The 22,385-nt window shown below is 65.4% G+C and carries 17 protein-coding genes and 3 pseudogenes; 13 read left to right on the top strand and 7 right to left on the bottom strand.

Features of this window, described 5'->3' with window-relative positions:
- The first annotated feature begins 168 nt into the window (after nucleotides 1–168).
- From ACFWFP_RS13135 to ACFWFP_RS13095, 9 genes and pseudogenes are all read left to right on the top strand, one after another.
- Entirely contained in the window at nucleotides 169–687 is a 519-nt protein-coding gene (locus tag ACFWFP_RS13135) for a hypothetical protein (RefSeq protein WP_379294958.1), read from the top strand.
- A gap of 1,250 nt (nucleotides 688–1,937) precedes the next feature.
- A pseudogene (locus tag ACFWFP_RS13130) lies at nucleotides 1,938–2,413 on the top strand (DUF6283 family protein).
- A gap of 201 nt (nucleotides 2,414–2,614) precedes the next feature.
- Nucleotides 2,615–2,797: a DUF2510 domain-containing protein gene (locus ACFWFP_RS13125; RefSeq protein WP_379294957.1), complete on the top strand. Its 183-nt coding sequence runs from the start codon at nucleotides 2,615–2,617 to the stop codon at nucleotides 2,795–2,797.
- 609 nt (nucleotides 2,798–3,406) lie between these two features.
- Nucleotides 3,407–4,723: pseudogene (groEL, locus tag ACFWFP_RS13120) on the top strand (chaperonin GroEL); the annotation flags it as partial.
- Nucleotides 4,724–4,735: 12 nt separating this feature from the next.
- A complete protein-coding gene (locus ACFWFP_RS13115; RefSeq protein ID WP_379295136.1) occupies nucleotides 4,736–6,394 on the top strand; it encodes a CHAT domain-containing protein in 1,659 nt (552 codons plus the stop codon).
- A 14-nt stretch (nucleotides 6,395–6,408) separates the two neighbouring features.
- Nucleotides 6,409–7,584, top strand: a complete 1,176-nt coding sequence (locus ACFWFP_RS13110) for a hypothetical protein (RefSeq protein WP_379294956.1) — start codon at nucleotides 6,409–6,411, stop codon at nucleotides 7,582–7,584.
- A gap of 1,453 nt (nucleotides 7,585–9,037) precedes the next feature.
- Nucleotides 9,038–9,463: a hypothetical protein gene (locus ACFWFP_RS13105; RefSeq protein WP_379294955.1), complete on the top strand. Its 426-nt coding sequence runs from the start codon at nucleotides 9,038–9,040 to the stop codon at nucleotides 9,461–9,463.
- Nucleotides 9,456–9,815, top strand: a complete 360-nt coding sequence (locus tag ACFWFP_RS13100; protein WP_379294954.1) for a hypothetical protein — start codon at nucleotides 9,456–9,458, stop codon at nucleotides 9,813–9,815. The genes ACFWFP_RS13105 and ACFWFP_RS13100 overlap by 8 nt, the downstream gene beginning before the upstream one ends.
- A gap of 128 nt (nucleotides 9,816–9,943) precedes the next feature.
- Nucleotides 9,944–10,573, top strand: coding sequence for a hypothetical protein (locus ACFWFP_RS13095; protein ID WP_379294953.1), 630 nt, complete (start codon nucleotides 9,944–9,946; stop codon nucleotides 10,571–10,573).
- Nucleotides 10,574–10,672: 99 nt separating this feature from the next.
- Here ACFWFP_RS13095 and ACFWFP_RS13090 read toward each other — a convergent pair whose 3' ends face one another.
- Nucleotides 10,673–11,443 (bottom strand): class I SAM-dependent methyltransferase, encoded by a 771-nt coding sequence (locus ACFWFP_RS13090; RefSeq protein WP_379295135.1) that lies wholly within the window; start codon nucleotides 11,441–11,443, stop codon nucleotides 10,673–10,675.
- Nucleotides 11,444–11,475: 32 nt separating this feature from the next.
- On the opposite strand from ACFWFP_RS13090, the gene ACFWFP_RS13085 reads away from it, so the two are divergent.
- A complete protein-coding gene (locus ACFWFP_RS13085; protein WP_379294952.1) occupies nucleotides 11,476–11,928 on the top strand; it encodes a hypothetical protein in 453 nt (150 codons plus the stop codon).
- Nucleotides 11,929–13,007: 1,079 nt separating this feature from the next.
- On the opposite strand, the gene ACFWFP_RS13080 is transcribed toward ACFWFP_RS13085, so the two are convergent.
- A complete protein-coding gene (locus ACFWFP_RS13080) occupies nucleotides 13,008–13,841 on the bottom strand; it encodes an enoyl-CoA hydratase/isomerase family protein (RefSeq protein WP_379294951.1) in 834 nt (277 codons plus the stop codon).
- A 122-nt stretch (nucleotides 13,842–13,963) separates the two neighbouring features.
- Between ACFWFP_RS13080 and ACFWFP_RS13075 the strand changes: the two genes are divergently transcribed.
- Together ACFWFP_RS13075 and ACFWFP_RS13070 are read left to right on the top strand one after the other, a co-directional pair.
- A complete protein-coding gene (locus ACFWFP_RS13075; protein ID WP_379294950.1) occupies nucleotides 13,964–14,344 on the top strand; it encodes a winged helix-turn-helix transcriptional regulator in 381 nt (126 codons plus the stop codon).
- A complete protein-coding gene (locus ACFWFP_RS13070; RefSeq protein ID WP_379294949.1) occupies nucleotides 14,341–14,499 on the top strand; it encodes a hypothetical protein in 159 nt (52 codons plus the stop codon). Before ACFWFP_RS13075 ends, ACFWFP_RS13070 begins: the two co-directional genes overlap by 4 nt.
- Before the next feature lie 37 nt (nucleotides 14,500–14,536).
- Here the strand turns inward: ACFWFP_RS13070 and ACFWFP_RS13065 are convergent.
- Nucleotides 14,537–16,089: pseudogene (locus ACFWFP_RS13065) on the bottom strand (DNA/RNA non-specific endonuclease).
- Nucleotides 16,090–16,335: 246 nt separating this feature from the next.
- Here ACFWFP_RS13065 and ACFWFP_RS13060 point away from each other — a divergent pair.
- Entirely contained in the window at nucleotides 16,336–17,739 is a 1,404-nt protein-coding gene (locus ACFWFP_RS13060) for a sulfatase (protein WP_379294948.1), read from the top strand.
- Between the two features lie 16 nt (nucleotides 17,740–17,755).
- Here the strand turns inward: ACFWFP_RS13060 and ACFWFP_RS13055 are convergent, their stop codons facing one another.
- Genes ACFWFP_RS13055 through ACFWFP_RS13040 form a run of 4 tightly spaced genes read right to left on the bottom strand, consistent with a single transcriptional unit; the run spans nucleotide 17,756 to nucleotide 22,315 of the window.
- Nucleotides 17,756–18,679: a formylglycine-generating enzyme family protein gene (locus ACFWFP_RS13055; RefSeq protein ID WP_379294947.1), complete on the bottom strand. Its 924-nt coding sequence runs from the start codon at nucleotides 18,677–18,679 to the stop codon at nucleotides 17,756–17,758.
- Complete coding sequence (gene cysC, locus ACFWFP_RS13050; RefSeq protein WP_379294946.1) at nucleotides 18,676–20,571, bottom strand: adenylyl-sulfate kinase; 1,896 nt, start codon at nucleotides 20,569–20,571, stop codon at nucleotides 18,676–18,678. Before cysC ends, ACFWFP_RS13055 begins: the two co-directional genes overlap by 4 nt.
- Nucleotides 20,571–21,527 carry a sulfate adenylyltransferase subunit CysD gene (gene cysD / locus ACFWFP_RS13045; RefSeq protein ID WP_379294945.1) on the bottom strand — a complete coding sequence of 319 codons (957 nt, stop codon included), beginning with the start codon at nucleotides 21,525–21,527 and terminating at the stop codon, nucleotides 20,571–20,573. Before cysD ends, cysC begins: the two co-directional genes overlap by 1 nt.
- The gene (locus ACFWFP_RS13040) at nucleotides 21,524–22,315 is read right to left on the bottom strand and encodes a Stf0 family sulfotransferase (protein ID WP_379294944.1); all 792 of its coding nucleotides are present in this window, start codon (nucleotides 22,313–22,315) and stop codon (nucleotides 21,524–21,526) included. Before ACFWFP_RS13040 ends, cysD begins: the two co-directional genes overlap by 4 nt.
- Between the last annotated feature and the right edge of the window lie 70 nt (nucleotides 22,316–22,385).

Below are 22,385 nucleotides of genomic sequence, written 5' to 3'. Positions count from 1 at the left end.
CCTGCTCCTGACTCAAGCCCGCCTGCGCCTGTTGCGTCGACTCAAGCTCAGAAGTGGGAGCGAATAGCGACGATCGCAGTGGGAGTTGTCGGCATCATCGTAGGGATCTGGGGTGGTACCAGTAGTTATCGATCTACAGAGCTAGCCGAGGCGGCCAATCGAAACGGCATGGCAGCGAATGAGATCGCGCGCGAGGCTAGTCAGCACGTGAAGGACATCGATACCCGTCAGCAGACGACCGAAAGGCTCCGCCGCGCCGAGAATGTCGTCATCACAACCGATCCACTGCGAGCGGGAGAGACGACCTTTACCGTGGTCATCTCGAACTTCAATCCATACCCAATCAGCGGCGTGTCTGCCGTCCTGGGATACGGAGTCAAGGGCGAGCCCCAGGTGAAATACCAGACCCTGCCGGGCTGTCACTCAATCACTGCAATCCTGGTGGTCGATCGACCACTGCTTGCCTCCGGATACTCCACATGGGCACAGAGCTCGTTTCTCGCATTTACCGATGACACCGGGCAACACTGGGTCCGTGTCGCCTCTTCCCCACCGACTCCCGTCGGCGTCGACTACCCGCACGGAATTCCGTGGATGCCAGGCATGTTCCGGCCGACGGACGCTCAGAAGGTCTCGTTTGAGACCACAACGGAACCACTCCCGAACGTCACCTGTACGCCGAAATAAGTTGCGGGCTGGAAGGTGCGAGGTGTCTCGCTACTCAAGACGGCAGTTTGGCGGTTGCCGGGTAAAAACCCGCCACTCAGAGTGAGTGAAATAGCATGTAGCGGGTAATTTTGGGCCGAACTGCGGGCATGGCTTGCGCGGCTACGCGACGTTGCGTAACCGCCCCCTGGAGCTTGGGACCACGCTGGGACCACACGTCAGTCCCGTAGCGCCCACCACCGCTTTGTAAGTCACGTGGGCAACCGTGCGTGACGTGCGGATACGGCAGATTGCCCGTTCTGGGGGTCAAGTGGTGGCAGGTTCAAATCATGTCAGTCTGTTAGGTCAACTCTCTGCCGGATTCGGGGCTGTTTCGACCGAGACACGCTGTACTGCAACGATCCTGATCGCCAGCAGTCCGAACCTGTGGTCGCGGTACGGATCGACTCCGTTGTCGGGGTGCGGCTTCGTCGCGAGTTCGGTGACGAGGCGTCGGCTGCTGCCCAGGCTGTCCGGTTGTTGTCGACGGGCAGCCGATCACCTCACAGCCGCCAGGCACCGAGCCGTGGTAGCCAGCGCGGGTTCGGTGTCGGTTGTGTCAGGCACGAGGGGTTCCATGGAATCGGGAGTTCACCGAGATCGCAGACAATGCCTGGTACGGCTGAGACAACGGTTGGGTGTCTCGTAAAAGCGGGACCAGCGCGACCTCACCGCTTGTACGGTTTGCAACAAAGGAGGCCCCGATCAGATGACCGGGGCCTCCTTTGCGTGTCCGGAGGGGACTGGACCACTACGCACACCAACTCGCGCAATAAACGGCGCTGGTCGTCAATTGAACATGAGCCAAATCGAAGGCTTTGTGTCACTTGCCATTTGCACTGCGCGCGAGGCCCAATTCCCATGCCTGGCTGCGGCGGCACCCGGCTCCGGTATTCGAGATGCTGAAGCGCCCAGGATGGATCATGCCCCGCGATCGCGGCGCGCCTGGGCGCACGGGGAAGACCACGTCGCCTCACCAGCGCTCAGGGTGGCAGTAGATCCGGGTTGCAGTGGCATGGCCGCCGATAAGGGGGTCTTACTGTCGTCCAGACGGGCCCGCCAGTTTGCGGTTCGCGTACTTGGCTGCTTGCGACTGGACAGGAGAAACCACTTGGACTGGAAGCTAAGCCCTTCGTACGCGCGGCACAGGCTCATCCAGGTGGGAATCTTTGGGTCGGTGATGCTGTGTCACCGATAGTCTATGGATTGGGCGGCCGAAGTGAGGGGACGTTGTGGAACCGAACGATGCGGCGGGCGCGGACGAGGTGGGGCCGCCTGCGCCTCGGCCGTGTGCGAGTTGTCCGTACCGGCGTGATGCTCCTAGTGGGGTGTGGGATTTCGCCGAGTACGAGAAGCTGCGTGCCTATGCGGCGATATGAGTGTGCAGGCTCCCCAGTTGTTTCAATGCCATCAGACCGATGCGGACTCGACGGGTCGGCGCATGTGTGCGGGTTGGGTGGGTTGCCACGGTGGTCGGCAGTTGTTGGCTCTTCGTCTGGCGCTGATCCAGGACCGAATCAGCGGCCATACATTCGAGGAGGCGGGAGCGTACGAGTCTGGGGCGCCGTTGTTTGCGTCGGGTGGCGAGGCCGCTGACCATGGTCAGCGGGAAATCGACAAGCCGGGTCCGGACGCACAGCACGCGATTCGGAAGGTCGCTCGAACCCGTTCAGATTTGGTCGCCCCTGAACTCCATTCGCGCGACTGAGTCGATTGCCAGAACACCGGATTTAGTCCAGGATCGGCCTGAACCCTGAAGGCAAAGTCGTTCCCGGCGCCCGTGTTCGCCTTGATCGAGATCTGGTAGCGCAGCAGCGGAGCCACTCAAGGCGATCGTGGCTCCCGTCGCCGACATCGACCGCGATCAAGCTCGCTCCAGACTCCGGGGGGCGGTGCCGAACTGTCAGTAGTGACGCGTCGCGTTCCTGGCTGGTATCCCGACCCTCGAGACCCAACCGCCAGTCATCGTTGGTGGGATGGCGCTCGGTGGACGGAGGCACTGCTGCCGCAACCGGCGCCATTGTCGCAGCGACCTCGGCTCCTGGGGTCGCCCCGTACGCAACGGCGACTGGAGCCGCCACGCCCAGCGTGACGTTCGATGCTTGGCACCACTGCGGCCGGGTGCTCACGTTCCTGCTGTTTGCGTATGGGCCAAGATCCGGCATCCGGGACCGCCGCCTTGCCGGTCCGCCTTTGGCGACACCAGTTCTCGGATGGCGGCGCCGGAGACAATCGAGGGTCGGACCGAGTGAGGGATCATCTCATTCGTTGGTCCTCCGAACTCTCGCAGTGGTGTGGGCGGCGGCTACATCCTTCAGTGGATCAAGTAGCCAGCTTCTCCTATTCGCATTTCGTATTGTCGTTCGACAAATACGCAGCGTGCTGGGGGCCAGCACGAATCGTGAGGGCCGAGTTGTCGGCGCTCGGCTGTGTGGCGCTGCTGGATGATCGCAATGAGACCTCGGCGAGTGACACGCTGTACCGGTGATCAGACGCCGCGTCCGCCGCAGGGAACGAACCTATAGCGAGGCGCTCTCGGTTGTGAAACTGCTGTTCAACGCGTTGAAAATGGAGGTATCCTAGACACCCGAGGGCTGGTGCGTGCGCTGAAGCCGAGGATCATATGTCTGGGTCGAGTTTCTTTGATGACGAGGGCCAGAGCGGCCCCGGAAAGACTCCGGGTGCCCCTGCGACTACCAGCGACGGTACGGCCACCGCTACCGTGCTCGCCGAGGCGCTCGTGCGTGAAGTGCGCAACGTTGCGGCCGATGCGAACCCGCTCGGCCTGAAGCGTGGCATCGAGAAGGCCGTCGAGGCCGTCACCGCCAAGCTGCTCGATACCGCCAAGGAGATCGACACCAAGGAGCAGATCGCTGCTACCGCTGGTATCTCCGCGGGCGACCCGGCCATCGGCCAGCTCATCGCCGAGGCGATGGACAAGGTCGGCAAGGAAGGTGTCATCACCGTCGAGGAGAGCAACACCTTCGGGCTCCAGCTGGAGCTCACCGAGAGCATGCGCTTCGACAAGGGCTACATCTCCGGTTACTTCGTGACCGACCCCGAGCGTCAGGAAGCGGTCCTCGAGGATCCGTACATCCTGCTGGTGTCGTCGAAGATCTCGACCGTGAAGGACCTGCTGCCGCTGCTGGAGAAGGTCATCCAGGCCGGCAAGCCGCTGCTGATCATCGCCGAGGACGTCGAGGGTGAAGCCCTGTCGGCCTTGGTCGCGAACAAGCTCGGTGGCAGATTCGATTCAGTCGCCGTCAGCGCTGAACCACGCCTGCCGGTGGAGCAACGAGATCCTCTACAGCCTCGATACGGGATGTTGCGTGAGGCGATGTGGGGCGATCTGGTCGCCGTGACCGGCGGTGAGGTTCTCGGTGGTGGGGGCCGCTCCGTCGAGGGCGCTGACCTGACGTGGCTCGGTCACGCACACAAGGTCATCGTCAGCGAGAACGAAACCATCATCGTCGGAGGAGGGGGCGGGCAAGACTACCTTGCACGTCGCATCGAGCAGATCCGGGCGGAGATCGCCTCCTCCGGTGACGACCGCGCTCAGGAGGCATTGGCAGGGCGTTTGGTCGGGTTGCAACATGGTGTGGCGGTCATCCGAGCCGGTGCCCCGACAAAGATCCAGATCGGGGAGCGTAAGCGCAGCATCGAGGACGCGATCCGATACACGAGAGCTGCTGCCGCGGAAGGCGTCGTTGCCGGTGACGGTGTCGCACTACTGAAATCGGCGCGAGTACTGGACGACCTGAATCTCACCGGTGACGAAGCATCTGGTGCTGCGATGGTGCGCGCCGCACTCGAGGCACCGCTGCGCCAGCGGGCCGCCGACGCTGGATTCGAGCCCTCGTCGGTCGTAAATCGAGTCCGTTCACTCGATGGAGCCATGGGTCTGAATCTGGGCAACGGTAGGTATGAGAATTTGGTCGCATCGGGCATCGTTGAACCTGTTTCGGTCTCTCGGACGGCGTTGAAGGACGCCGCGTCCGCTGCGTTCCGGGTCCTCACCGCTCGTGTGCCCATGCCCTGTGAGTCTCGTGTGCCGATGCCCTGTGAGTCTCGTGCGCCCGTCCGTGAGAGTCGTTGGGTCGAACTCAGGGAGAGGTGGGAGGCGTCGACAACCGCGAGAGAGCGGGCTGCGTCCACGAACTCCGAGGGCGCGGCATCTCCGAACTCCGCCAACGACGGTGCGCGCGACGACGTAGTCGACCGGCAGCCCTTGAATGAGACCGAAGGCTTCGGCTTTCGGCGGCCCCGACACCTTCGAGCAGTTCTTCCCGAGCGTGTGGAGACGGGCCGGACTGTGAGTTTGATCGTGTCTATTACCGCCGCGACGAACGGCGCCGGGATATCCGCGCCACTCAAAGACTTCGATGTTCCCTCGGAAGGGGCAGTCGTTACGCTCAGCGTCTCCTCGCGGGGCCTGGTGCCGCGCGGAGAGTCCGAACAGGACATCCGAGTGCCCTCCGATGGAGATTCTGAACCGCATCGATTCGCCTTTATCGCTGGTCCTGTGGGATTGCATCATGTGAACGTTGACGCGTACCGCGGTGGAACGCACTTGGGAACCGTGCGTCTGGAGATATCTGTCGAAGCGAACGCCACGATTTCGGAGGCGCGAGTTCGGACCGCCGAACTGTCCACCGTTGCTTTCGAGCCCGGTGAAGTCACCCTCCAGGTGCGGCTGGAAGAGCAGGGCTACCGGTTCCAGCTACTGGGTGACACGCTCTACTCTGACGTGACCGCGATGATGGGTGATTCGCGTGATTCTGTGGAACAACTCGTCGCCGAACTCCACGCCATGGCCGCAGACCAATCTGACTACGCCACTCCTGGGCTGGTTCGTGACCGACTGAAAAGCTTGGGTATCGAGCTGTGGTCGTCGGCGGTTCCGAAAGGTATACAGGAACAGTTCTGGGAGCAGTCCGACCGGATCCGGATGCTCACCGTTGCAGCTGACCACGATGTCATTCCCTGGGAGTTGCTGTATCCGTTGAACGGCAGCAACGACAACGGCTTTCTGGCCGAGCAGTTCCCAGTCATGCGGCGTGCTTACGCAGCACGGCGTGTGACGACTCTGCCGATTGGCGGTGCGGCTTATGTGGTTCCACCGGCCTCGCCTTCGGATGCCATGGTCGAGGTTGAGGCAATCCGTGCGTTGCTCGGGACTCGGGCTGGGGACCACGGCGTGCTTTCGGAACTGTCGGATGTGCGTCGTCTGGTATTGGGCGACCTTGGTCTGCCCGGAATCATGCACTTCGCCTGTCACAACACATTTTCCGACCGGTCGGGATCGTCGATCACCCTCGACGGGGGTCCGTGGAAACCTAGCGATCTGGCCGAGGCCGTGCAGCGAGCGACTCTGGCGGATGCTGCACCACTCGTCTTTCTCAACGCGTGCCGCTCTGCGGGGCAGATGGCGTGGTTTTCTCAAATGAGCGGTTGGGGAACAAAGTTCATCGAAGCCGGGGCAGGTGCGTTCATCGGCTCATTGTGGGCGGTGCGCTCCAGCGCAGCTCGGGCGTTCGCCGAGGAGTTCTACCAGCAGTTCGTGGGAAAGGGGCAGCCACTGGGAGCCTCCTCGTTGTCTGCCCGGCAGGTCGTTCAGTCCGATGGTGGTGATCCGACCTGGCTGGCCTACACCGTATACGGCAATCCAGCCGCGGTAGCGACATACTAGGAAGGCAATGACTGATGACGACCCCAGTCTTCGTGATTCATGGCATCGGCAATCGGGATGAGTCAGCCTTCGGCCGCACTGTCGATGCTCTCGCAGATGCGATCGGTGGCATCACCGCTTACCCCATCTACTGGGGCGACCTCGGCGCCGAGTACGAATGGATCACCCACACCGTTCCCGGAGTAGCCGAAGTCCGAGATAGGGGACCGGAATCCCGCGATCAAGAGGACGGCGTCGGAGCCCGATTTCTCCTGGCCGACAGTCGAACACGCGACGGTGCCGAAACACGTGACACATCGGCTGTGCCAGACGAACTCATTGATGCCGTGATTCAGGCCCTGACCTCGGCTGCTGGTCGCCGCTCCGAGGTTCGCGGTGCAGCGTTCTCGTCGGATGCCGTTGCCGTGAAGTCCGCGTTGGCTGCGGCGTGGCCGGCCACTACATGGTTGCCCTTGTCGAACGATGCGGAGCTGCTGAGCTCTGTCGGTGCGGCGATTGCAGGGCCTATCGCTGACGGTGCTGCGACACACGGCGGGACCGGGGTAGAAGTGCGGGGTGCACAGGTGCGTGGACTGGACATCTCCGCGTTCGTCCGAAAACGGTTGCAGGAAATCGACCGTGTGGTCGGCGCGGCAATCGGAGGAGCGGCCGGCCGTCTCAACAGCAACCTTCGAAACTCGTTCCTGCCGGGTATTACACGAGGTATCGGGGACATCCTGGTCTATCAGCGCCACCGCGAAGCAATCAGTGAGCGGATGCGACGCGTGATTTCCGACGTCGACCCCGAGCTCGGCCGAACCCCTGATCACCCGGTTGATATCGTCGCACACAGTTTGGGCGGGGTGATCACCGTCGATATCGCCACTTCTGTAGAGCCACTGTGGATCCGCAGGTTGGTCACGTTCGGATCCCAGTCGCCGTTCTTCCACGTTTGCGACCCTCGAGGCGGTGCATTGACGTCGTACATAGGTAGGCCGGTCCAGCTGCCCGACTCGATCGGAGCCTGGTCTAACCTGTGGGAACCGTTAGATCCCGTGGCCTTCATCGCGGATCGTGTCTTCCGGCTCTCCGACGGGTCAAAGCCGAAGGACGTCAAGATCGCTCATCTAGCGTCTTCTGGGGTGTGGACCCACACCGACTACTGGACTCTGCAGGACGTTATCGAAGCCATCGGTCAGGGCCTTCGGTAGCCACGTGAACGTCAGTATGTCTGAGCCGAGCCGTAGATCGGCCGCTACGTCTCTCTGCGGACGGCCATGATTCCGAACGTTGTGCCGGACGCGCTCCGCGCACGCTGTTTGAGCTACTTGAGTTCGCCGACGTTGCCGATCACCCGGCTCCGTTGGACCCTGGCCCTCGGACAGTTGTAGGTGACACACGCGCGATGGCGAGTGAGGCCTGGATCTTCTCGGCGATGGTGCTCGATCGTTGCGTCACAAACAGGCGGGTCTCCTCCACGTGCCGTGCTTCGAGTTCGTCGCCGAGCTCAGTCCTTCGCGGCGGCCCAGCAGGATCGACGGGATATCTTCCTGGCGGCAACAGGACTTGTATGCGGCATATGCCCAGTTCAGGCCGCTGGCCGGTATTCCCGCGGCGGCGACGTAGGTCATGTCTTTCCCAATCGAGCTTACGGTTCTCCTCCGCGATGCCGGGAGCCTGGTTCTCCGAGGTCTGACCCCGTACTTGATGCCGATCGCCGAGGCAGCGTACCGGCAGTTGCGGGGTGTGCGAGAGTGACGACGAGCTGGCGTCGGGATATTGCCCCTAGCGTACGCGCAGCGAGATAGCTTCGAGCACAAAGGGTCTCGGCACTTTTCTGCGGCCTTGCGCGCCGGTGGAGTGCCACAGCAGCACTGTCACGGTGCGCATCGGTCATCCGGCCCACATACAGCCGGTGACGTGGCAAGCGACGGTCGTCTGGCGCCATAGTCGTGAGCCGACATCTATCCCGAGCTGAGCCTCGACCACCATGGATTGGGTGAGGTTCTCGCTGGCGCAACTGTACTGCTGGATCGCTACGACGATGCCGAAAGGTCAAGCGGCGGACAGTCACATCACCTGCGGAACTGGTGCGTGTCCGCCAACGTCGAACAGTGCATAGGCAGAGATTCGATCGACCGGCAAGCGTTACTCGACACTGGGCTCGACCTCGACGATCCGACCGTATGGGAGACCCAGTTCCGAATATCGGATCTGCTGGTCTGTCGTGGCGTGGCGGAATGTGGCGGCGACCGGTACCGACGCGCGTTGAAGACGTTCGAAGGCGGGTAGGTGAAACATGCACCGGGCCGGAGGCGAGGCTGGCCGCGTGGTCGCCGAATGGTTGGGATCGTGGGCCGCGCAGCGCGTAGCAGTGTTGGGCACAAGCGAAGGGGTGGCATCGTGTGAACTGCTCCCCGGAAGTTGGACTGAGAAAGATCAGTTCCAATCTTCGGAGAGGAGTCCTGCTGTGGCTTCCATCACATGAAGGAACGGTTTGAGGTGGTGTCGCGTCCAACCCGTATGTACCGCCGAGTGACGTTGGCGCACAGCTGGTATCCGGCACGGCGCAGGGACCAGCCGCGAAAGGTGCACTGTTCGACTCCGGTCGAGAATGGGGGAAGCTCGATGTTTCGATCTTTGATGGTGGCGGCGGTAGCGGGTGTGATCGCGACGGCGGGCACGTTCGCCGGGGCTGGGTCAGCGAACGCGAGTCAGGTGTGGGCAGCCTGCGGGATGTCGTCATCAGAAACCAAGGTGGTCGCGACGTATCCCAAAGCGCGCCTGCAGTGCGGAACCGCGAACTGGGGGTTCCTGCACATCAAGGCCCGCCACCTCGATGAATGGCAGAACCTGGCCAACATCGAGGGAAAGAACTGGCGTGACATCGCGGATATGGCGATCGAGAAGTCGTTGACCACCCCGGACAAGAGCGGCCCGGCCGGTGGCAGCAAGTACTGCTATTCCGGGCAGATCTACCTGGTCAACCATGTCAACGGTCGGATCGAGAAGACCGTTCAACCCACCGTTATCGTGGGTGGGGACGGAACGATCATCACAGCGTATCCAGGAGGCGGGTGCCGTGGCTGACCCCACTATCGAACAGCTGTCCGAATCGGTTGCCACGGCTGGCGCGGACTGGGGAGCGGAGATAGGCCGAGGCCCCCACGGCCGCTTGCAGATCGTTCGCCGCCACGGCGAACTCCTGTATGCGCCTGTGGAATTCGCTGTTACCGACGCCGAGTTGCGTGCCTACTATCGCCGCATCGCCGAAGAAGCTGAGCGGGGTGCGGCACCGGAACCGGCGTGGGAGTGGTGGATGACGCTGATGTCGACGCACCTCGCTGAAGCACTCCACGACCTAGACCGTGAAAAGCGGCCTTGCGTCGTCATTGTCGGTGACACCGGATTCGCTGCCACCCCGGTCGATTCCGATGATTGAGTGAGCCTTCCTCACGCCGTTTGAACTCGGTTGTTGCACTGCGTGAATGACCTAGTGGTCGATCGGCCTACAGCAGTTGAAGGGGTGGCATCGCGTTTCGCGGTGCCACCCTCCCATGGGTTCGCAAGGTGATCTCGGAGTGGCCGGATGCGGTTGTTCTGTCAGGTTTTCAGCGTCGACTGGAATCCGACGATCTGGCCGAATTCCTCGGCCGGAGAAGGGCTGCACACGTTCGAGATCGAGACGGTGCACGAGTTGGCCGCCTGCTACGACAGCGGCGACTGCGAACAGCAGATGCGCCACGCTCTTCGCCAGGTCAAGGTCGGGCCCAAGACCGTCGACTATATCGCGATCTTGACCGGCTCTATCTCGCCACCGGCATTCCGTATCGGAAGGCGCTGAAGGATTACTTCAACCAGGAGGGCAATGCGAAGGTCTGGACTCTGGACTACGGTTACCGTGCCGGCGATCTCATCTTGACCGCCATCCAAACTTCACCGTGGATGTTCATCGCGCTCGAAGTCGCGCTGACAGGCGGCGCCGAGGGGACCAGCATCCAGGTCGACGGAGGCCGCAGCGTCGAGTTCAACAACGGCATCCTGGCCGACGCCGGTTGCCAAGCGCGCCGGGATCGATCGGTTCGACTTCCAGCGCTATTACAAGGGCTCCGATGCTCGACGCATCTGGAAGGCACTCGACGAGGAATGCCGGCTGAACAAGCCATGGTTCACTCCCGAACGCTGGACCGATCTGCATGACGAGTGGGAATGACCGCAGATCCGTCGCCCCTCCTGCCTGGTGGGAATTGGCACTGTCGGAGAAGGGCGGGCTCGGGCTCGACTGGCCCCGCTCGCCGGTCAGCTGTCCGCGACCGCGGTGACGACCGCGAGGTACTCGTACTGTTCTCGCAGCAGGCTACTCATGCCGGAGTGCGGCGAAACGGGTACCACATCATCTCCCACCGCGATCCCGGTCAGGAACAGGCCTGTTCCATCGAGCAAGAGCATCAGATCGGCGGGTGTGTAGCACCGCAGGGTCTGGCTGATGGGGTGGTCGGGATCGGCCGGTTCCCACCAGGTGTCGACCACGGTGCAGGTCACCGGGTCGAAACGGACCCGCTCTCTGAGCTCGTGGTCGTAACCGGCAGCGGCATTCGGCATCCGATGCTCCTCGTTGCCGTCCCAACCGGCCCAGACGAACGGGTTGAAGACATCGATGAGGGCTGTTCCGCCCGGCCGAAGCCACTCGGATCCGATCCGGCGGAGCAACCGGCGCTGATCCGCATCGGAGCCGACTCCGAATCCGTTCCAGTAACACACAGCATCGAATCGTTGGTCGAGTTGGACTTCGTAGAAGTCGGCCTTGTGGACGGTCAGGCAGTCGGCCGCCACGTCCTGAGCCAGTCCGGCGGTGAAGTCCGCGCGGTCGCTGATCTCGACCGCAGTCATCACGTATCCTGCCAGGGCAGCCGCCACGGCAGTCGAGCCATACCCGGACCCCAGTTCCAGAATCCGTCCCTCCGGGCTTCCGTGCGCACGGAGAAGATTTACCCGGCGATGGTCCCGCTCGGTCAGCCGAGCCTCGGCTCCACCCCACCATGAACCGCTCCTGGAGTAGAACTCTCGCACCCATTCCACGGACGCAGTCAAACAGATGCCACGTGACCGAACCAAGCGAATTACGGGCAGCACTGGTGCTTCGGAACCATCTGGACTGCGAGATGGTCGACGTCTCGGTAGCGGCCGAGCGCGGCCGCCCACCGCGACCGCTGCGCGTCACCTCCACCTGTCCTGTCGCGGTGACCCGCCGCTTGGCCACGGTGCTCGCCTACGCGCCGTGCGCCACCGGCCACATCGAACTCGAACGCCTCCTCACCGCTGCTGACGACGTGACCGAACCGATCCACCAGCTTTTCGCCTACTGGGCCGACCAGCCCTTGCTCACCCGATTCGACGGGCGCGGCCTGGCCGATGGCGTGGTCGACGAGCTCGACCCACTCGCCGGCGCCGAGGTCGCCGAGATCGTCGCCACACGAATGGCATTCGACATCCCCGTCGCCCGCCGATCTGGACCTGGACTGCTACGCACGCGGTATCGCCGCCCCTGCCCGTGAGATCAGCGATGACCTCGACGAGCTATTCGCCCGGCTCGATGCCATCGCCGATCCGCTGCTCGACCTCAGTCGCGAGTCCATGCGTACCCAAGGACTCACCCCCGACTAGTCCCGAGGCAGGGTAGGAGCGCGATCAAGCCCTGCCAAAAACCCGCCGGGACCGGCGCTGACCTGTTTCAGGTCGACACTGGCCCTCGGGGTCCTAACCGAGTTCAGCCCGCAGATCGCGGGCCGCGGCCGTGCCAGCAACCGCCACACATGATTGCGCTGCCAGCCACGACCGCCCGCCGGCTTGGGGATACCGTCCTCGGTCAGAGCGCGTGATCTCACCGTAGGACGCTCCGTCGTGGTGCATCGCCAGCGCGCGAGCGAGCACCGCCGCCGGGCACCGCATCGGCGGTCCGGGTCGACGTCGGGCGCTCAACCGGAGATTGTGGATGTGGGTGAGCGTGCGAAGCCGGTGGGTGTGGTGGTGTCGTTGCCGCCCGCCGAGGGGTCTAGAAAGTTGGGCCTGTTTCGCGAGGGCGTCGACGGCGCCGGGAGGGACGCGCCTGGGGGAGAAGCTGTCCCAGCCGACGGTGTTGAGGACGAGGGGAAACGATGTGGACGTTTCGGTGGAATCGAGAAGTGTCTCGTCGGTGGGGCAGGAAACGAATGTTCCTGCCGACCTAGTCCTGCTACATCTCGAGCCGATTTCAGGTTCACCAGCCGAAGTGGCAATCCTCAGGGCGCCTTCCTTGCTCGTCTCGCCGGACGCGGAGCTGTTCTACTGCACCGACTGTCAGGGGGCTCGGTTCACCACGGCTAGCGCGAGTTCCGCGCAGTGGGCAGCGCCGGGCATAGGCCAGCACCGGAGTGATGGGGGTGCCACCGCTGTGCGATGCCACCTCCATCAGCACGTCCGATGAAAGCTGTTGGCCGTGTTGGCATATAAGCGACGTCTCCGGTAGGTGGTTCAGCGACCAAACAAACCATGATTCCCCCGCCGAGTCGCCGTCACCGACCACGTGCGCGACAAACCCGAACCGTATTACTCACCCGTTCCGTCGCCGCCGCGTCTCACCGTTAGTAGCCGGGTGCTATCCGGCCAGACCCCGGAGCAGACCCTCCAGATCGCGCTCGCCCGCGCGGGTCTGGGCACCGTTCGCCATTCCGCCGCGGATCAATCGCTCGGCCGCGGGACGAGCGAACGTACCCGCCCAGGCGAGGTGCTCACGCAGCAGACCCTCGCCGAGGTCCTCAGGGGCGACGGCACTTTTGGCCGCCGCGATCACCCCCTCGGGCAGGGCCGCGATGTTGCGGGCGAGGCGGTCGACCAGGTCGTCGAGCTCTTCGGCGGGAACAGCCCGGTTGACCCAGCCGTAGCGCTGCGCGGTCTCGGCGTCGAACAGCTCGGCACCCAGCACCGCCTCCAGCGCGCGGTGCCGCCCGACTCGGGCGGCCAGGTACTGGGTGCCGCCACCCCCAGGGACGATGCCCATGAGTACTTCGATCTGACCGATCCCTGCGCGACCGATCGCCGCGAACGACATGTCCGCGGCCGCAACGAATTCCGCTCCGCCGCCGCGCGCTATCCCGGCGAGTTTGACGATGGTCACCTGGGGTTGGTGTCGGAGCAATTCGCCGAGGGCTTGGAAGACGTTGACGCCGTCCGGCAGGTCGGCCGCGAGTTCCGCGAAAGCGTCGGGTGTGTCGACCAGCGACATGTCGACGTGCGCGATGAAGAACTCTGGGTCGGCGCTGTCGAACACGATCACCCGAATCGAATCGTCGTCCCGGACTGCGGTCAGCAGGTTCCGCAGGTCGCTCATCAGGGCGACATTCAGCACGTTGACCGGCGGGTTGTCGAGCGTGACGTAGGCGATGCCTGCTGCGCGGCGCACTCGCAGGGTCGTGTAGGTGTCGTGGTTCATGGAGATCTCCGATCCGTACCCGATAGGCACCTAGGTTCCTGATGCATACTTACCTTGCGGCGACGGGAGACCGGCGTCAATAACGCACTTTCAGCATCGTAAGGATTGCGGAGGATACCGATATGACCAGCTCCGACCCCGGCATCGTCTTCCGATCCGACTGCCCGAGCCGCCCGATCCTCGATCAGATCGCCGATAAGTGGTCGATGATGGTAATGACAATTCTCGACGAGCCCCGCCGGTTCAACGAGATCAAGCGCCGCCTCGACGGTGTGACCCAGCGGGTCCTGACCCAGACCCTGCGGCGGCTGGAACGCAACGGGATGATCGTTCGCCGCGTGCTGGCGACGTCCCCGGTCGGGGTCGAGTACTCGCGCACTCCGCTCGGCGAATCCCTGCGGGAGCCGTTCGACCGGCTATATGCCTGGACGGTGGCCAATGCCGACGAAATCCAAGCGTGCCAAAAGGATTACGACCGAAGGGAACCCGCGCCGAGCCGGTGACGGGAAGTCATCCGAACTCCGAAACAGTCGTCGGCGTGCTCGTGGTCGCGATCTTCCCCGGGCCGATCCCGATGGTGGTGGTCGGCACGGCGTTGACCGTGTGCGGATTCGCCGGGGCCCAAGCCGTATCGGTGAGCCTCGCGATGGGGAGGTGACGAAATCAGCCATTTGACGCCGCGGATGGACCCGACATCACACGAATTGGATTTGATGAACGTTGTCGAGTTCGGTGTCCGGGCTTTCCGGTTCGCGGTACGGGTCCAACGCGGTGAGGTCACCGAACGACAGCCCTGCCTTCTGCTCGATCCATTCGAGCCGGCGCTGGGTGGTCTTGTGCTGACCGAAGACGAACTCCTGCTCGGAGAGGAACTCTCCTTGCGACAGGCTATAGCCGGTCGCGGTGAGTGCGCCGGTGGTGTCGTGGATGAAGACGATCACCTTCCAGAACGCGACGGGAATTCGCACGTCGAACTTGATCGGGTCGTCGTCGTGGAGGAAGGGGCCGGTGATCACCGAGATCCTCATCTGGTCCCGTCGTGCGTTCTGCAGCGCGTAGTTCTCGAGGTCGAGCCAGACTCCGGCGTTGAAGGTTTGCATCTGCGGGCAGCGTTGGTCACGTGCATGGAGTCGTTGTTGGCGCGTGCGGCGACGGTTTCTGGACCCCAGACCGGATCTTCGCGTCGAGCCATGTGGCCGCGGGAGAATTTGGGTGCCGGGCCGTAGCACTCCTTGCTGATCTGCGCGTGGTCGGGGATGCGAGGGTCGCGCCGCCACTGCGTTCGATCGGCTCTGGCTCGTTGCTGGCCGTCGATGTTGACCGCACTGTAGAGGCACATGCGGCGTGTTCTGCTCATCACGACCGAAAAGTGTTCGTAGTTCAGCACAGTGCCGTCGCGACCGTTGTCATCGAAGACCAGGACATCGTCGCGATTGTTGACCATCGGCAGTGTGACTGCCGCATCCGAGCCCAGGAATGTCTGCGAGAATCCGCTGCGGCCGAGGTAATCCGCAGCGACTCCCTCTACGACGAGGTCCTCGGCTGAGAGCCCGGGCGCGGGGGCAGTGGCCGTCGTGGGCGCCGGAGCAGATACCGCAGTGGTGTTGTCCGCGTAGGGATCTCCGATTTCGACGGTGATCCGCAAAGGTACGACAGCACTGAACCGCGTCGGCCCGCCTTCGGTCTGTGCGGCACTGTCGAATGTGCCGGCACCGACAGTGTCCACGGTGACCTCGGGAGTCGCCGGTCTTGCGGGCCTGCCCAGCACTGCGGCCAGGCGTTGTTGGACCACCGGAGAAGCGACAGCGAAGTTGGCTTCGAAGAGGCGTCCGGCGAAGTGCAGCCTGACCGCTTCGCCGGTGGTCAACGACACCACGACCGACCCGGAGTTCCCGCCGAGGGTGGTGCAGTCGTGCAGGATCAGCGGTCCTTGCTTGCGGGTCAGTCGCCCCGGCGCCAGGCGCTTCTTGTTGTAGAGGTTGCCGTAGATCTGCTCCATGAGCGCTTGATCGGCTATCCGGCTTTCCCGCGCGGGATATCCGATCGCCGCGAGGAAGTCGTCCACCACCGGGTCTTGCGACATCGGTATCGGAGCGGGTGTCCCGGGAGCGGTTTGATCCACCCGCAACAGGGCTATGTCGGTCCGGCGTCGTCTTCGATGTGGAGGGTCTCGGTCATCGCGAAGGTCAGGTCGTCGGGACGGTTCGCTTCCTCGAGAAAATCGATGGAGGCTGTCAGGTTCCCGCACGGATCGACGAAGGCGGCTGGGATGGCTCGGGCTTGGAGTCGCGCGAGGTTGATCCCTCAGGGATTTCTGCCTGGACGTAGGAGCGCAAGGCTTCCGTTGGTGCCAGCATGATCGCGGGCCCTTCGAGTTCACGAAGGTGCCTCGCCCCCGGCCCTGTTCCCGGCCCGGATCGCGAAAGCCGAACCTGTTGAATTCAGTCTGATTCCAACCGACCACCGCGACCGGTCACCCTGGCACCATCGGGAGATGGGCCTCAACGGTGAGAACGTGATTCTGGTGCACTGGCACGACCTGGGTCGGCATCTGACCTGCTACGGCGCCGAGAACGTGCACAGCCCCACACTCGACCGGCTCGCCGCCGAGGGCATCCGCTTCACCGACGCGCACGCCACCGCGCCGCTGTGCTCGCCGGCGCGCGGATCCCTGTTCACCGGACTGCACCCGCACCGCAACGGCCTCGTCGGCCTGGCGCATCACGGCTTCGAATACCACGACCACGTCCGCACGCTGCCCTCGCTGCTGGGCGAGGCCGGATACCGGACGGCGCTGTTCGGCATGCAACACGAGAGCGCCGACCCCACCCGGCTGGGCTTCGACACCGTCGACGTCTCGGACTCGTTGTGCGACCACGTGGTGGCGCGCTCGCAGGAGTGGTTGCGCGACAACGCCGATCAGCGCCGCCCGTTCTTCCTCACGGCCGGATTCTTCGAGACCCATCGCCCCTATCCGGTGGACCAGTACGAGCACGCCGATCCCGACACGATCGGCGTGCCCGGCTTCCTGCCCGACGATCCACGGGTCCGCGCCGATCTAGCCGGTCTGCACGGCAGCATCGCCCAGGCCGACGCCGCCGTCGGACGGTTGCTCGACACCGTCGCCGAACTCGGACTCGACGAGAACACCTGGATCGTCTTCGTCACCGACCACGGGCTGGCCTTCCCACGCGCCAAGTCGACCCTCTACGCCGAGGGCACCGGGGTGGCGCTGATCGTGCGCCCGCCCCGGCAGCGCGCCCTGGCTCCCCGCGTGTACGAGGACCTGTTCTCCGGGGTGGATCTCACCCCGACCGTGCTGGACCTGCTGTCGGTGCCGGTCCCGCACAGCGTCGACGGCGAATCCCACGCCCCCGAACTCCTCGAATCCCACAGCGGCCCGGTCCGCAGCGAGCTGTTCACCCAGAAGACCTACCACGACGCCTTCGACCCCATCCGCGCCGTGCGCACCAAGGAATTCAGCTACATCGAGAACCTGGCGGACCGCCCCGCCCTGCTCCTGCCGCTCGACATCGCCGACAGCCTCTCGGGCCGTGCCCTCGATCCCGGCGCCGTCGCCGCGCCGCGACCCCGGCGCGAGCTCTACGATCTGGCCGTCGACCCGTACGAACGTCACAACGTCGCCGAGGAACCCGCCTACCAGTGGGTCGCGCGGCGCCTGTCCGGTCTGCTCGCCGACTGGCGCGCCGAGACCCGCGACATCGTCCCCGACGACCGCACCGGAACCGCCATCGCCCAGCGGTTCATGGCCGCCTACTTCGCCACACAGGCCGCGAGCCGCGACGAAGAGGACCTGCCTTCTCGACGCCCGCGTGGTGACCGTCGCGAACTCGTCCCGCCGGGTGGTACGTCCTCGGCCGCCGAGGCGGCCGGCTGAGCGCGCTCGCCGGAGTTCAGTCCTCGACGGCGGGGGCGACCGTGCGGAAGCCGATGTTGCCCGCCGTCGAGTCCGGTGTGTTCTTCGAGCGCGCCGCCACCCGGTAGCGATAGCAATAGGAGTCGTGGCACAGGTGGCTGCCGCCGCGCAACACCCGCGTGTTGCCTCGGTCGGGGCCGAGCGGGTCGTGGCCGGGCGCGGTGCGGTAGTAGCGGGCGGAGAAGCGGTCGGCGCACCATTCCCAGACGTTGCCGACCGCTTGATACAGGCCGAAACCGTTGGGGGCGAAGGACTTCGCCGCGACGGTGCCCACGGGTCCGGTGGGTGCGTCGGGGAAGTCACCGGGAAAGACGGCGACCTCGTCCTCGGTGGGGTGGGCGTCGCCCCACGGATAGCGGGCGCCGGTCAGGCCGCCGCGCGCGGCGTGTTCCCACTGCGCCTCGGTCGGCAGGGCGCGAGCGCTCCAGGCGCAGTAGGCCAGGGCGTCGTGATGGGAGACGTGCACGACCGGGTGATCCTCGATCGCGGCCGAACCGGGGCCGCCGGGCGCGCGCCAGCTGGCGTCGGGGACAGTGAGCCACCACGGCGTGCCGGGCACGGGGGTGCCCGTGGCGGGGTCGGCGGCGCTGAGATGGAACACCGCCGAGGCGCCGAAGTGTTCGGCCTCGGTCCGATAGCCGGTCGCGGCGACGAAACGAGCGAAATCGGCGACCGTCACCGTGGTCACGTCGATCGTGAAGGCTCGCAGCGTCACCGGATGAACCGGCGACTCGCCGTCCGCGCGGTACCCGTCGCCGTGCGCGTCGCCCATCGCGAACGTCGCCGCCGGGACAGCGGCCTGTGCCACCAGGTGGGCACCCGGACGGGGCCCACCAGCGACGGCGAGATCGGCGGTGAACCCGGCGGGCGCACCACCACCGCGCGGAATACAGCAGTTCACTCGTCCAGGATCCCACGCTCGACGAGCAGGGCGACGATGCGCTGCGCCAGCTCCTCCACGTCGGCATCGGTGGTGTCGAACCGCAGGTCGGGACTCAGCGGCTTCTCGTACGGCGCATCGATCCCGGTGAGTCCCTTGAGCTCGCCGCGCCGGGCGCGCGCGTAGAGGCCCTTGGGATCGCGGCGTTCGCATTCGACACGCGGTGTGCTGACGTGCACCTCGATGAACGGCAGCTCGGCGGCCTCGTTGAGTTCGCGGGCGATCTGTCGATCGGAGTGCAGCGGCGAAACCATCGAGGCGATGGCGATGACGCCCGCGTCGGCGAAGAGCCGGGTGAGGTGACCGACCCGGCGGATGTTCTCGGCCCGGTCGCCGGGGGAGAAGCCGAGATCGTCGGAGATGCCGTGGCGGATGTTGTCGCCGTCGAGCAGATAGGCCACCCGCTGCCTGGTCACCAGCGCCCGCTCCAGAGCCACCGCGACGGTGGACTTGCCCGAGGCGGGCAGACCCGTCAACCAGACCGTCGCGCCCCGATGGCCGGTCCGTTGCGCGCGTTCGGCGCGGCTCAGCGACGACGGGTGCCATTTGATGTCGTTGCGGGTGGCCTTGCCCGGCACCACTTCCCTGGCCAGGGTGATGGTGCCCGCCCCGACGGTGTCGTTGGACGCCTCGTCGATGAGGATGAACGCGCCGGTGTCGCGATTGTCGGCGTACCGGTCGGCGATCACCACCGAGGCGGTGCGCAGTGTCAGGGTGCCGATGTCGTTGAGCACCAGCTCGCTCGGGCCGACCTGGTCGATGAGCGACTCGGGGTCGAGGCGGCGTTCCAGCGACTGCACCGTCGCGCGCACGGTGGAGGTGGCGTGCTTGAGCGCCACCCGGTCCCCGGCGCGCAGCGGATGCTGCCCGAGCCAGCACAGCGTCGCCTCGATCTCGCGGGCGGCCACCGGCGTCGCGGCCTCGCTCGCGGCGCTGACCAACACGTCGCCACGACCCACGTCGATGTCGTCGGCCAGCTCCACCGACACCGACAGCGGCGCCACCGCGACCGAGCGGGCGTCGTCGAGCGTGTCGAGCGTGGTGACCGTGCTGCGGGCCCCCGAGGGCAGCACGACCACCTCGTCGCCCACGGCGAGCGTGCCCGCCGCGAGCCTGCCCAGATAGCGGCGACGGTGCGCGCCCGAGGGCCGCGCCACCCACTGCACCGGCAACCGCAGCTCGCCCGGGGTGGGCGAGGGTGCGTGCAGTTCGATGTCCTCGAGGTATTCGAGCAGCGTCGGTCCGGTGTACCAGGGGGTGTTCGCCGAGCGGTGTACGACGTTGTCGCCGTGGGCCGCCGCGACCGGGATGGCGGCGATCGGGCCGGAGCCGAGCTGGGTGGCCAGCTCGTCGAGTTCGGCCTGCACCTCGGCGAACCGCTGCGCGGAGTAGTCGACCAGGTCGATCTTGTTCACCGCGGCGATCACGTGCGGCACACCGAGCAGTCCGGCGATCCGCGCGTGTCTGCGGGTCTGGCGCAGCACGCCGCTGCGGGCGTCGACGAGCAGCACAGTGACATGGGCAGTGGACGCGCCGGTGAACATGTTGCGGGTGTAGCGCTCGTGGCCGGGGGTGTCGGCGAGGATGTAGCTGCGGGACGCGGTGGAGAAGAACCGGTAGGCCACATCGATGGTGATGCCCTGCTCGCGTTCGGCGCGCAGGCCGTCGGAGAGCGCGGCCAGGTCGATGACGCCGGCGTCGGAGGTGACTCCGGCGAGGTGATCGGTGGGCAGGCTGCCGGTGTCGTGCAGCAGGCGACCGATGAGGGTGGACTTGCCGTCGTCCACGCTGCCCGCGGTGGCCAGACGCAGCAGCTGGCGGTGGGTGTCGACGGTGGGAACGGTGGCGGTCATCAGAAGTATCCCTCGCGTTTGCGGTCTTCCATGGCGGCGGCCGAGGTGCGATCGTCGGCGCGGGTCTCCCCGCGCTCGCTGACGGTCGCGGCGGACACTTCCGCGATGACGGAATCGATGTCGGTGGCGGTCGAGCGAACCGCACCGGTGATGGTCAGATCGCCGACGGTGCGGTAGCGCACCGACTCGGTGCGGACCTGCTCGCCCGGCCGCGGCTGGGTGAAGGGCGAGACGGCGAGCAGGATGCCGTCGCGTTCGAAGACCTCGCGCTCGGCGGCGAAGTAGATCGAGGGCAGTTCCAGGCGCTCGAGCCGGATGTAGCGCCAGATGTCGAGTTCGGTCCAGTTCGAGAGCGGGAAGACCCGCACCGATTCGCCCCGACGGATGCGGCCGTTGTAGATCGACCACGGTTCGGGACGCTGCGCCCGGGGATCCCACTGACCGAACTCGTCCCGGAAACTGAACACCCGTTCCTTGGCGCGGGCCCGTTCCTCGTCGCGGCGGGCGCCGCCGAACGCGGCGTCGAACCCGCCGGCCTCCAGGGCGTCGAGCAGGGTGCGGGTCTGCAGGCGGTTGCGCGAACCGGACGGTTCGGTCGACTCGGCGACCTTCCCGGTGTCGATCGAGTCCTGCACCGAGGCCACGATCAGGGTGATCCCGTCGGGATTGCGGTCGTCGGGCCGCACCCGGCGGTCACGGAACGCGATGACCTCCTCGAAGTTGTGGCCGGTGTCGACGTGCAGAATCGGAAACGGCAGCGGTGCGGGCCGGAACGCCTTCTCCGCGAGCCGCAACAGCACGATGGAGTCCTTGCCGCCGGAGAACAGCAGGACCGGTCGTTCGAGCTCGGCGGCCACCTCCCGGATGATGTGGACGGCTTCGGCCTCGAGCGCCCGCAACTCGTCGACGTGATCGAGGCGTTCGGGGGCGGAGACGGCGAGGTCGGTGACGGTCATACCGGGTATCCGTTCTGCGCGGCGTCGGCGCGGTAGCGCGCCACCCACTCCGCGGAGCGGGCGTTGGACTGGGGCTTGAGCGGGGGAAGCGGGGCCAGTGTGGGGTCCTGCCCGATCGCCTCGAGCACCCGAGCGGTGGCCTTGGCGGGATCGGCCACCAGGGTGGGGAAATCGATCTCGAGCGGTTCGATGCCCTCGGCGGTGAACCACTGTCGCCACGAGCGCTGCTGCTCGAGCAGCACAGCGGCCAGGTGCGCGATGCCCTCGGCCCGGTACACCGCGCCGTCGTCGGTGTCCTCGGCGACGTCGGGATCGTCGCGCCACACGCGGGTCTGCACCGCGCGCCACATCGACACCGCCTGCGCCACCACGTCGGGCCGGTGCACGTGCACGTACACCGGATCGGCGCCGTCGAACAGCGAACGGATCGCGGTGCGCAGCGAACCGGAGGCGGTGCGGGTGCGGGTGATCAGCAGCGAGGTCTGATTCCACATCAGCTTGCCGCCCCACACGCCGTTCGCGGTGCGACCACCGCCGCGCAGGTCGGCCAGCCACTGCTCGGCGTCGCGCGAATCGACCGTGCCGGGATCGAGGGGGTCGAGCAGCGCGAGCAGTTCCGGGTCGGTGACCCCGGCGAACCATTCACGGGGCTGCGGAGCCTGCGACGAGGACGGGAAGTACTGGAAGAACTCCTGCGGGCGGCCCGCGACGCCGGTGGCGGCGAGCGATTCCACGAGCAGGGTGCTACCACTGCGCTGCGAGGCACAGACGAGGTAGTCGGTTGTCATGAGGCTCAGTGTGCCGAAGTACGCTCCGCCGGAAACTCATTGAGATTGGTGAGACCTGATGTCTTGACAG

It is taken from the genome of Nocardia sp. NPDC060249, from assembly GCF_042728755.1.
Lineage (GTDB): Bacteria > Actinomycetota > Actinomycetes > Mycobacteriales > Mycobacteriaceae > Nocardia.
This window is presented reverse-complemented; position numbering and strand designations above follow the sequence as displayed.

What these genes read in the sequence shown, in the direction of transcription:
- ACFWFP_RS13135 (WP_379294958.1), top strand. Translation starts at nt 169, where the DNA reads ATGGCAGCGAATGAGATCGCGCGCGAGGCTAGTCAGCACGTGAAGGAC.
- ACFWFP_RS13115 (WP_379295136.1), top strand. Translation starts at nt 4,736, where the DNA reads ATGCCCTGTGAGTCTCGTGTGCCGATGCCCTGTGAGTCTCGTGCGCCC.
- ACFWFP_RS13110 (WP_379294956.1), top strand. Translation starts at nt 6,409, where the DNA reads ATGACGACCCCAGTCTTCGTGATTCATGGCATCGGCAATCGGGATGAG.
- ACFWFP_RS13080 (WP_379294951.1), bottom strand. Translation starts at nt 13,841, where the DNA reads ATGAACCACGACACCTACACGACCCTGCGAGTGCGCCGCGCAGCAGGC.
- ACFWFP_RS13075 (WP_379294950.1), top strand. Translation starts at nt 13,964, where the DNA reads ATGACCAGCTCCGACCCCGGCATCGTCTTCCGATCCGACTGCCCGAGC.
- ACFWFP_RS13060 (WP_379294948.1), top strand. Translation starts at nt 16,336, where the DNA reads ATGGGCCTCAACGGTGAGAACGTGATTCTGGTGCACTGGCACGACCTG.
- cysC (WP_379294946.1), bottom strand. Translation starts at nt 20,571, where the DNA reads ATGACCGCCACCGTTCCCACCGTCGACACCCACCGCCAGCTGCTGCGT.
- cysD (WP_379294945.1), bottom strand. Translation starts at nt 21,527, where the DNA reads ATGACCGTCACCGACCTCGCCGTCTCCGCCCCCGAACGCCTCGATCAC.
- ACFWFP_RS13040 (WP_379294944.1), bottom strand. Translation starts at nt 22,315, where the DNA reads ATGACAACCGACTACCTCGTCTGTGCCTCGCAGCGCAGTGGTAGCACC.